Origin of the sequence: Micromonospora sp. H61 (genome assembly GCF_018070325.1) — a bacterium.
Taxonomy (GTDB): Bacteria; Actinomycetota; Actinomycetes; order Mycobacteriales; family Micromonosporaceae; genus Micromonospora; species Micromonospora salmantinae.
The window spans coordinates 1-10,429 of sequence record NZ_JAGPXY010000120.1 but is presented as its reverse complement, the minus strand read 5'-3'; the positions used below and the strand labels follow the sequence as shown (position 1 = coordinate 10,429).

At 72.8% G+C, this 10,429-nt stretch carries 9 protein-coding genes; 6 read left to right on the top strand and 3 right to left on the bottom strand.

The genetic code is table 11. From position 1 onward, the window contains the following. Together KBX08_RS31395 and KBX08_RS31390 are read left to right on the top strand one after the other, a co-directional pair. Positions 1–307: DUF1731 domain-containing protein (locus tag KBX08_RS31395; RefSeq protein WP_210787395.1), on the top strand; the 307-nt coding region annotated here is incomplete at its 5' end. 97 nt (positions 308–404) lie between these two features. Further along, complete coding sequence (locus tag KBX08_RS31390) at positions 405–1,319, top strand: LLM class flavin-dependent oxidoreductase (protein ID WP_210787394.1); 915 nt, start codon at positions 405–407, stop codon at positions 1,317–1,319. Between the two features lie 98 nt (positions 1,320–1,417). Here KBX08_RS31390 and KBX08_RS31385 read toward each other — a convergent pair whose 3' ends face one another. Next, a complete protein-coding gene (locus KBX08_RS31385; protein ID WP_210787393.1) occupies positions 1,418–2,635 on the bottom strand; it encodes a PHB depolymerase family esterase in 1,218 nt (405 codons plus the stop codon). A 217-nt stretch (positions 2,636–2,852) separates the two neighbouring features. Here KBX08_RS31385 and KBX08_RS31380 point away from each other — a divergent pair, with 217 nt between their 5' ends. Then, positions 2,853–4,685 carry a DUF2079 domain-containing protein gene (locus tag KBX08_RS31380; RefSeq protein WP_210787392.1) on the top strand — a complete coding sequence of 611 codons (1,833 nt, stop codon included), beginning with the start codon at positions 2,853–2,855 and terminating at the stop codon, positions 4,683–4,685. 69 nt (positions 4,686–4,754) lie between these two features. After that, complete coding sequence (gene lipB, locus KBX08_RS31375) at positions 4,755–5,396, top strand: lipoyl(octanoyl) transferase LipB (RefSeq protein WP_210787391.1); 642 nt, start codon at positions 4,755–4,757, stop codon at positions 5,394–5,396. Positions 5,397–5,436: 40 nt separating this feature from the next. On the opposite strand, the gene aspS is transcribed toward lipB, so the two are convergent. Further along, on the bottom strand, positions 5,437–6,723 hold the full coding sequence (gene aspS / locus KBX08_RS31370) for an aspartate--tRNA(Asn) ligase (protein WP_210787390.1): 1,287 nt from the start codon (positions 6,721–6,723) through the stop codon (positions 5,437–5,439). 453 nt (positions 6,724–7,176) lie between these two features. Between aspS and lipA the strand changes: the two genes are divergently transcribed. After that, entirely contained in the window at positions 7,177–8,172 is a 996-nt protein-coding gene (gene lipA / locus KBX08_RS31365; RefSeq protein ID WP_112589194.1) for a lipoyl synthase, read from the top strand. A gap of 53 nt (positions 8,173–8,225) precedes the next feature. Beyond that, positions 8,226–9,932, top strand: coding sequence for a hypothetical protein (locus KBX08_RS31360; RefSeq protein ID WP_210787389.1), 1,707 nt, complete (start codon positions 8,226–8,228; stop codon positions 9,930–9,932). 95 nt (positions 9,933–10,027) lie between these two features. On the opposite strand, the gene KBX08_RS31355 is transcribed toward KBX08_RS31360, so the two are convergent. After that, positions 10,028–10,429 (bottom strand): response regulator transcription factor (locus KBX08_RS31355; protein ID WP_210787388.1); only part of this gene is annotated, 402 nt, incomplete at its 5' end.

Genomic DNA, 10,429 nt, shown 5'->3' with positions numbered 1-10,429 from the left:
CTCGATGGCCGACTGGCTGGACGCGACCCGCTTCCTGCTCGACAGCGACGACATCGCCGGCCCGGTCAACGTGGTGGGGCCGAACCCGGTCACCAACACGGAGTTCACCAGCGAGCTGGCCCGGCAACTGCACCGCCCGGCGATCATCCCGATCCCCGCGCTGGCGCTCAAGGTGGTGCTCGGCGGCTTCTCCCACGAGGCCCTCACCAGCACCAGAGTCCTCCCCGGAGTCCTAACGAGAGCCGCCTACCCCTACCACCACCAAACCCTCCCCCAAGCCCTCCAAGCAGCCCTAACAACCCCCTAACCCCCACCCCGTCCTGCCTACCCCCGGTGGTTCGGCCCTTGGCAGAATCGGCTGTCGGCGGGTCGTCGGTGGGCCAGCGTGGGCCGATGCTGGACCAATGGCGATTTTCTCCCTCCAGGCCACCCCGACCGACGCGGCGAGCTGGGCCGAGCTGGCCCGTCGGGCCGAGACCGCCGGCTTCGACGCTCTGCTCGCCGCGGACCACCCCGGCGACGTGACGTCACCGTTCGTGGCGCTTGCCGCCGCCGCCCCGGTCACCTCGACGATCGGCCTCGGCTCGTACGTGTCGAACCTCGGCGTACGGGAACCGATGCTGCTCGCGGCCGACGTGGCCACCCTTGATCTGATCTCCGGCGGACGGGCCCGGCTCGGTGTCGGCGCCGGTCACACCCCGGCGGAGTGGCGCGCGGTAGGCCGGGAACGCCCCGACGTGGCCGGCCGGGTCCGCCGTTGCGTGGCCGTCGCCGAGGCGGTACGCGCCCTGCTCGACGGCGCCTCGGTCACCGTCGACTCGGCCGAGCTGACGATGCGCGAGGCGATGCTGCGCGAACCCCGGCCGGTGCAGGACCGGATCCCGCTGACGATGGGTACGGCGAACTCGACGCTGCTGCGCTGGGCCGGCGCGCACGCCGACGTGGTCGGGCTGACCGGGTTCGGACGTACCCTCGCCGACGGCCACCAGCATGAGGCGCGCTGGCGGGCCGACCAGATCGAGGCACAGCTGGCCTGTGTGGCCGCCGGCGCGGCCGGCCGGACCGACCCGCCGGCGTTGGAGGCGCTGGTCCAGACGGTGGTGGTCACCGACGACGCGGAGGCTGCCGCCGCGGAACAGGCCCGGCGCAACGGCATGACGCCCGCCGAACTGCTGGCCACCCCGTTCGTGCTGATCGGCACTGTGGACGAGATCATCACGGCGGTCGTCGAACACGAACGGCGCTGGGGGGTGACCCGGTTCGTGGTCCGCAGCGACGCGCTGGATCCGCTCGCGCCGGTCCTGGCCCGCCTGACCTGATCCCCCACCGACAGCCCTGTCGATCAAGAGGTTTGCGTCAGATTCCGGCTTCCGGACGACGCAAACCTCTTGATCAACAGGGGCAAGCGGGGTGGGGGTCAGCAGCCGATTACCCAGTGGTTGGGGGCGGTTTGCTTGAGGGCGCTGGTGTAGAAGGTGTTGTAGAGGCCCATGCGCTGGTTGGAGCCGTTGGCGTAGGCGTAGCCGCCGGACTGGTACGCCCGACCGGCCGCCACGTGCGCGTAGTTGCTGGCCGTCACACAGGTCGGCGGCGTGGTCGGGGTGGCCGTCGGGGTCGGCGTGGGGGTGACCGTCGGGGTCGGGGTCGGGTTGGTCCCGCCGCCGTTCAGACCGAAGAAGAGCGCGTCACGGTACGTCGAGCAGATGGAGTCCAGGAAGTACGCGCCGGCGGTGCCGCACTGCTCGGCCGCCGAGCCCGGGTCGACGGGCGTGCCGTGGCCCATCCCGGAGATCCGGTAGAGCCGCACGTCGTCGTTGCCGTACACCTCGAGGCTGGTGTTGCCGGGCAGCGACGAGGTGCTGGTCGGGGTCTGCGACACGCCCCGCACGTTGGTCCACTGGTCGCGGGACTCGGTGCCGTTGAGCGGTACGACCGTGTAGTCCGAGGTGCCGTGCCAGATGGCCACCCGGGGGCGCGGGCCGGTGTAGCCGGAGTACGCGCCACGCACCAGGTCGCCCCACGCGGCCGGGGTCTTGTCCGCACCCGGGCTCATGCAGCTGAACGCGTTGACCATGCTGGTGGCGCAACGGTACGGGATCCCCGCGATGATCGATCCGGCCGCGAAGACGTCCGGGTAGGTGGCCAGCATGACCGCGCTCATCGCCCCGCCCGCGGAGAGCCCGCTGACGTAGACCCGGGAGCCGTTCACCCCGTAGTTCGTCTTGGCGTGGTCGACCATCTGCTTGATCGACAGCGCCTCACCCTGACCTCGGGTGGTGTCCCCCGCCTCGAAGAAGTTGAAGCAGGAGTTGGCGTTGTTGCCGGCGGGCTGCTGGGCGACGATCAGGGCGAACTTCCACTGGTCGGCGTACTTCTGCCAGCCGGAGTTGGCGAAGTAGCCGGAGGCGTTCTGCGTGCACCCGTGCAGCAGGACGACGGCCGGGGAGTTGGCCGGCAGGCCGTCCGGCCGGTAGGCGTACATGGCGAGGTTGCCGGGGTTGGAGCCGAACCCGGTGACCTGGGTGAGGGTGGCGGCCTGGGCGGGTGCGGCGACGGCGACCGCGCCCGCTACGGCGAGGGCGAGCCCGGCGACCACACCGAGCAGCCGGGTGAGGGTGGATGAGGAGCGGCGCACGGCGGCCTCCTGGAGGGCGGACTGTGAACTGGGTCACTGTCGGGTTGCCGTGACGTTACGACGACGTGTCGGCGCTATGACATGGGGCACACTCACACATTCACGACGGACGCTGTGTACGCCGGACCGTCGCCGTGGCGGACCTATTCCATCCCCAACGGTCCCGTCCTTGCAGGTCTGACCGGCCCGTCCAGGTCCGGTTGGTAACGTCCGCTGCGTGCCGTCCTCCCCGTCGCTGGCCACCGGGCCCGCACCCGTGTCACCGCCGCGCACCGTCCGGGACCGCCGGGCCGACCTGATCGTCGTGCTGGTGGCGCTCGCGCTCGCCGTCTGGGTGACCAGTGGGCTGTGGCGGGACCCGAACGTCCGCACCATCACCGCCAACTCCAGCGACCAGGCGCTGTTCGAATGGCTGCTGGCCTTCGGTGGGCACGCGGTCACCCACTGGGACAACCCGCTCTTCACCTACCTGATCAACGTCCCGGACGGCGTGAACCTCGCGGTCAACACGACGATCACGGTGTACGCGGTGGTCTTCGCCCCGCTCACGTACCTGATCGGGCCGCCGGCGACGTTCCTGGTGATCCTCACCCTGAACCTCCTCGCCACCGCGCTGGTCTGGTACTGGCTGCTCTCCCGGCACCTGGTCCGCAGCCGGCTGGCCGCCGGGGTCGGCGCCCTGTTCATCGCCTACTCCCCCGGCATGGTGTCGCACGCCAACGCGCACCTGAACTGGACCGCCGGTTGGCTGGTGCCGCTGCTGATCTGGCGGCTGTTCGCGCTACGCCGCCCCGGGCACTGGCTGCGCGACGGGGTGATCCTCGGCGTGCTGGTCGCGGTGGCCTTCTCGATCGCCGCCGAGGGGCTCTTCTTCACCGCGCTGGCACTGGGGGTGTTCGTCGCCATCTGGGCGCTGCACCCGGCCAACCGGGTGGAGGCCCGCGCCGCGCTGCCCACCTTCCTGCGCGGGCTCGGGGTGACCGCAGTGGTCGCCGGCGTGCTGCTGTCGTACCCCCTGTGGTTGCACTTCGCCGGGCCACAGCGGTTCCACGGCACCGGCTTCGATCCGGTGATCCACTCGGAGGACATCGCGGCGTTCGCCGCCTTCCCGCGCCGCTCGCTGGCCGGCGAGGCCGGGTTGGGCACCTCGCTGGCGCCGAACCCGACCGAGGAGAACTCGTTCTTCGGCATCCCGCTGCTGGGGCTCACCGTGATCTGTTTCGTCGTGCTCTGGCGGCGGGCCGACCCGCACCGCCGGGCCACCCTCTGGGCGCTGGGCGCCCTCGCTCTGATCTTCACGGTGCTCTCCTTCGGGCCGGTCGCCAAGGTCGACGGCCGACGCACCGATCTGCCCATGCCGTTCGACCTGGTCGGACAACTGCCGGTGGTGAACGCCGCACTGCCGGCCCGGCTGGCGCTGGTGGTCGCGCCCGTGGTCGGGCTGTTGCTGGCGTACGTCGTCGACCAGTTGCGCGCCGCACCACCCCGGCACCGCTCCACGGAACTGGCCTGGCTGCTGGGTTTCGCGGTGGCCCTGCTGCCGCTGCTGCCCACCCCGCTGCTGACCGACGAGCGGGAGCCGATCCCGCGCTTCATCACCTCCGGCACCTGGCGGGACTACGTGTCACCCGACGGGGTGCTGACCCCGGTGCCGCTGACCGTGGACATCTACCCGGACGGCCAGCGCTGGCAGGCGTACGCGTTGTCGCACCGCCAGGGCGAGTTCGCCATCCCGGGCGGCTTCTTCCTCGGCCCCGGCGGGCCGGACGGGCGGGGCCGGATCGGTCCGGTGCCGCGCACGCTGAGCGCGTTGATGGACCAGGCCGGCCGCACCGGGCTGGTCCCCATCGTCACCGACGGAACGATCCGGGAGGTCCAGTCGGACCTGCGGCACTGGCGCATCGAGACGGTGGTGCTCGCCGACGAGGTGCACGGCGCGAAGTTCGAGGTCGACGAGGAGGCGCTGCTGCGTACCGGCACCGCCCTGTTCGGCGAGCCGCAACGGGTCGACGACGTCTGGCTCTGGCGCATTCCACCGGCCGACCAGTAGGCAGGTGATCTTCCCCGGTGAGGCGGCTCACCAGGGATGATCGCCTCTGACGGGACTAGGCTGGTTGCCGTGACGACGACGACCCCAGGCCTGACGGCCGTCCGTGCCGGCCTGCTCGACTACCAGGCCGCCTGGGACGAGCAGCGGCGCCTGCACGAATCGGTGGTGGCCGGCGAGCGCGGCGACACGGTGCTGCTGCTGGAGCATCCGAGCGTCTACACCGCTGGCAAGCGCACCGAACCGTGGGACCGGCCCATGGACGGCACTCCGGTCGTCGACGTGGACCGTGGCGGCAAGATCACCTGGCATGGGCCGGGGCAGCTCGTCGGTTACCCGATCCTGCGCCTGCCCGACCCGGTGGACGTGGTCGCCTACGTGCGCCGGACCGAAGAGCTGCTCATCGACGTGTGCGCCGAGTTCGGGCTGACCGCCGGCCGGGTCGAGGGGCGCAGCGGGGTCTGGGTGCCCGAGGACGACCGGGGGCCGGCCCGCAAGGTGGCGGCCATCGGCATCCGGGTGGCCCGGGGCGTCACCCTGCACGGCTTCTCGATCAACTGCGACTGCGACCTGACGTACTTCGACCGGATCGTGCCGTGCGGCATCCGGGACGCGGGCGTCACCTCGCTCACCGCCGAGCTGGGCCGCCCGATCAGCGTCGCCGACGTGCTGCCGGTGGTCGAGCGCCGGCTTTCCACCCTCATCGAGGTCTGAGCTGCGGGCCCCCGGCGGCGACGCCGGGGGCCCGCCTCGCTCATGGCGTCAGTCGGTGCAGGTCACGCGGGAACGCGGTGACCTCCCGGATGTTGGCCGCGCCGACCAGCCGGGCCACGAACCGTTCCAGGCCGACGGCGAAGCCACCGTGCGGTGGCATGCCGTGCCGGAACGCGTCCAGGTAGCCGACGTACGGCTCGACCGGCTCACCCCGGGCCGCCAACGCCGCCAGGTAGTCGGCGTGCCGGTGCAGCCGCTGCCCGCCGGTGACCAGCTCCAGACCACGGAAGAGCAGGTCAAAACCGTTCGAGTACGCGGGCCGCGCCGGGTCCGGGTGGGTGTAGAAGGGACGCTTCGCCATCGGGTAGCCGGTGACGAAGAGGAAGTCCGACCCGTGTTCGCGCCGGGCCCACTCCCCCAGCGCCCGTTCGTGGGCCGGCGCGAGGTCCGGCTCGTCGGCGGGCGCGCCGGCGATCGTCAGCGCCTCGGTGAAGTGCACCGCCGGGATCTCCGCCGGCACCTGCGGCGGCGTGACGCCGAGCGTCGCCAGGGCGCTGCCGGCCCGCCCACTCACCGCGTCCAGCATCCCGGCCACGCTGTCGCGCAGCACCCGCATCACGTCCCGGTGGTCGGTGACGAAGCCCAGTTCCGCGTCGAGCGACGTGTACTGGGCGAGGTGCCGGACGGTGTCGTGCGGTTCGGCCCGGAAGGCCGGCCCCACCTCGTAGACACGTTCGAAGACGCCGACCATCAGCTGCTTGTAGAACTGCGGCGACTGGGCCAGGTACGCGGGTCGGCCGAACCAGTCCAGCGCGAACACGTTCGCCCCGCTCTCGGTGCTGGAGCTGACCACCTTCGGCGTGTGGACCTCCACGAAGTCCTGGGCGTCGAGTGCGGCCCGGAACCCCGCCACCGCGGCCGCCGAGATCCGCAGCGCGGCCGACCGGGCGGGGTGCCGCAGCGCGGTGGGCGCGTTGTCAAGCTGGGTGGGCAGGCTCGCGGTGAGCGCCGGCCGGTACAGGTCGAACGGTGGCGGCACGGCGGGCGGCCCGAGGAGACGTACCGTCGGGTCGGTCAGCTCGACCCCGGCGGGCGCCGTGCCGTTCGCGGTGGCCGTCGCGGTGACCTCGACGACCGTCTCCTCGGTGAGTTTCTCCAGCTCGGCGCGGACGGCCGGGTCGGTGACGACCACCTGGGCCAGGCCGGTGGCGTCCCGCACGATCAGGAAGGCCACCGACTTGAGCAGTCGGCGGCGGTGCACCCAGCCGGCGATCCGCACTGTCGTGCCGATCCTGCCGGGCAGTTGCTGGGACAGGGTTCGTTGCATGGCGTGCTGCTCCTCGGTCGATCGCCACGCCGTCGCCGCCCCGGGGTGGCGAAAGCGTCGCATCAGCCCCAGGGAGGTGTGGGCGAGCGGGAACCTCGCGGTGCCACCACACCTTCGCCCCCGCCGGAGCGGGGGCCTCGTTCGTCGCCTGATGACCGGGGCCAGCCGGGCGGGCTCTACTGGGCGCGAGGGACCCGCGGCCGTTCTTCCCGCAGCTCGGGAGGGTCTTCGCGCCCCGGTGCCAGACCGCCTCTCAGCACCGGCGGCTCTCTGCACTGGCGGGTCGGGGGCTACTCGGCTCCGTCGTCGCTGTTGCCGGCGACCGTAGCACCGGGTTCCCCGGTCTGTGACGCCCTTTTCCGACCGGCCGGTGTCCGGCGTCACAACGTTCGGGGCGTGACGCCGGTCGCCTGACGCACATAGACACCCGCCGTCCGGCGTAGGCTCATTTTCGTGACGATCGAGCACTCCGCGCCGACGACCGGCCAGGCAGCGCGCACCGCAACGGCGGCCCCCGAGGGGCGGCGTCTGCTGCGGATCGAGGCGCGTAACGCCGAGACGCCGATCGAGCGCAAACCGCCATGGATCAAGGTCAAGGCCAAGATGGGCCCGGAGTACACCCAGCTGCGCGGGCTCGTCTCGCGCGAAGGGCTGCACACCGTCTGCCAGGAGGCCGGCTGCCCCAACATCTACGAGTGTTGGGAAGACCGGGAGGCCACCTTCCTCATCGGTGGTGACCAGTGCACCCGGCGCTGCGACTTCTGCCAGATCGACACCGGCAAGCCGGCCGAGTTCGACGCCGACGAGCCGCGTCGCGTCGCCGAGTCGGTGGTCTCGATGGGGCTGCGGTACGCCACCATCACCGGTGTCGCCCGTGACGACCTGCCCGACGGCGGCGCCTGGCTGTACGCCGAGACCGTCCGACAGATCCACGCCCTGCAGCCCGGCTGCGGCGTCGAGCTGCTGATCCCGGACTTCAACGCCGTCCCCGAGCAGTTGGCCGAGGTCTTCAGCTCCCGTCCCGAGGTGCTGGCCCACAACGTGGAGACCGTGCCGCGCATCTTCAAGCGCATCCGGCCGGCGTTCCGCTACGACCGCTCGCTGGACGTGATCCGGCAGGCCCGCGCCGACGGCCTGGTCACCAAGAGCAACCTCATCCTGGGCATGGGCGAGGAGCGGGCCGAGGTCTCGCAGGCGCTGCGCGACCTGCACGAGGCCGGCTGTGAGCTGATCACCATCACCCAGTACCTGCGCCCCTCGCCCCGGCACCACCCGGTGACCCGCTGGGTCAAGCCGGAGGAGTTCGTGGAGCTGCGCGAGGAGGCCGAGGAGATCGGCTTCGCCGGGGTGATGAGCGGGCCGCTGGTGCGTTCGTCGTACCGGGCCGGCCGGCTCTACAAGCAGGCCATCGACGCCCGCGCCGCCGCCTCGGTCGCCACCGCCGGCTGACTCCGCCGGCAGCGCCGCACTGCCGTTCGGCGTCCGGGTGTCATGATCCTGTGATGACCGTCGGCGTACGCGAGCAGCCGCGCGGCGCGGACTCGCCCCGCCCGCGACCCGGCGTACGTCCCGGTCTGGTCGGTTGGCTCACCGGGTTGGCGGTGCTCGCCGGAGTGGGTTACCGGCTCTGGCTGCTGCTGCACGCCGCCCCGCCGACCAACAGCGACGAGGCCACCATGGGGTTGGCCGCGCTGCACATCGCGCGGGGTGAGGGCTTCCCGGTCTGGTTCTACGGCCAGCAGTACATGGGCACGCTGGAGGCGTACCTGGCCGCGCCGGTGTTCGCCCTGGCCGGTGGGCCGTCGCTGCTCGGGCTGCGGTTGCCCACGCTGGCCCTGTACGCGCTGTTCCTGCTGCTGGCCTGGCGGTTGACGCTGCGGCTGACCGGGGACCGGTGGTTCGGGCTGCTGATGGTGGCGCTGCTGGCCCTCGGTTCCGACCGGATCGTCAAGAACCAGCTGATCGCCGGCGGCGGCTACCCCGAGATGAACGCGGCCGGGGCGGCGCTGGCGGTGCTCGCCGTGGATCTGGCCACCGGTCGACCGGGGCGGCGATCGGCCGGCTCCGGGGAACCCCACGGGCGGACGACCGGGCGACCCGGCCGGCGGCTGGCGCGCTGGGCCGCGTGGGGGTTCCTGGCCGGGCTGATGCTCTGGGTCGATCCGCTCGTGTTGCCGTACGTCGCGGCGACCGGCGCGGTCCTCGTCGGGTTCTGCGGGCGGGAGCTGTACGGTGCCGCCGGGGCGCTGCTCGCGGCGGCGGCAGTGCTGGGGGCGGCCCCACTGCTGCTGCACAGCCTGTCGACCGGGCGCAACCCGCTGCACGCCGTACTCGCGGCCAGCGGTGCGAACGCCAGCGCGGGCTGGCCGGACCGGCTGCACGGCGGCCTGGTGCTCGGCCCCGGTCTGGGCATGGGCTTCTGCGCTCCCGGCCAGTGCGCCACCTGGCAACTGTGGTGGGCGCTGGCCCTGCCGCTGCTGCTGGCCATCGCCGCCGCCACCGCCTGGCGGGCCCTGCGCACCTCCGACGCCGCTGACCCCGCCGCTGTCGGCCCGGACGCGGTGTCGCCCCGGGTGGCGGCGGCGGCCCGGCTGGCGCTCGTGCTGGCGGCGGTGGCCACCCTCGGCGCGTACACAGTGAGCAGTTCCGCCGGGCTCACCCCGGTGGAGAGTTCCCGCTACCTGTCCTGCCTGCTCATCTCCCTGCCGGCGCTGCTCTGGCCGGTGTGGACGGTGGCCCGGCACGGGCTGCGTCCGGCGGCGACCGGCCGGCGGGGCGTCGGGTCGACGCTGGCCCGGTCGGTCGCTGTGGTGCTGCTCGCCGCCACGCTGGGCACCGCCGCCCACGCCACCTGGCGGGCGGCGGAGACCGTCCCGGCGACCCGGGCCGCCGAGGCCCGGCACACCGAGTTGGTGAGCACCCTGCGGCAACTCGGCGTACGGCACGTGCGCGCCGGCTACTGGACCTGCAACCGGCTCACCTTCACCAGCGCGGAGCAGGTGGTCTGCGCGGTCGTCGACGACACCCGGCGCCCCGGTTTCGACCGCTACCCCGCGTACCGGCGGGAGGTGGACAGCGCGGCGGCCCCGGCCTGGGTCGCGCCGGCCGGCTCACCCCGGGCGGGGGTGCTCGACGAGCGGCAGCGAGTCACGCCGGGCAGCCTCGAACTGGTCACCATCGAGGGCTGGCGCATCTACCTGCCGCGCTGACCTCGGCGGCCCACGTCAGCGCGGCGGCCTCGGTGCGCGTCCCGACGGCTTCGGTGCGCGGCCCGCCGGTCTCGGTGCGGGAGCCTCGGTGCGCGTCAGCGCGGCGCGGCGGCCTCGGTGAGCAGGCCGAGGCGGTGGGCCAGGGCGGCGGCCTCCACCCGGTTGGTCACACCCAGCTTCGCGATGATCCGGGATACGTGCACGCTTGCCGTCTTCGGCGAGATGAACAGCCGCTCGGCGATCCGGCTGTTGCTGTACCCCTCGGCAACCAGGCGCAGCACCTCCCGCTCCCGGGCGGTCAGCAGGTCCGCGCCGGCCCCGCCCCCGGCGCGCAGGCCGACCCGCCGCGCCAGGGTGGCGGCCGCCTCGACCAGCGGGGTCGCACCCAGCCGCCGGCCGATCTCGGTGGCCTCGGTGACCACCGCCGCCGTCTCGTCGCGTTCCCCGGCTGCGGCGGTCGCCTCGGCCAGCGCCAGCAGCGCTCTGCCCCACGGGTA

Excerpts from the sequence above, each read along its gene's own strand:
- aspS (WP_210787390.1), bottom strand. The coding sequence starts at position 6,723 with ATGCAACGAACCCTGTCCCAGCAACTGCCCGGCAGGATCGGCACGACA.
- KBX08_RS31390 (WP_210787394.1), top strand. The coding sequence starts at position 405 with ATGGCGATTTTCTCCCTCCAGGCCACCCCGACCGACGCGGCGAGCTGG.
- KBX08_RS31360 (WP_210787389.1), top strand. The coding sequence starts at position 8,226 with ATGACCGTCGGCGTACGCGAGCAGCCGCGCGGCGCGGACTCGCCCCGC.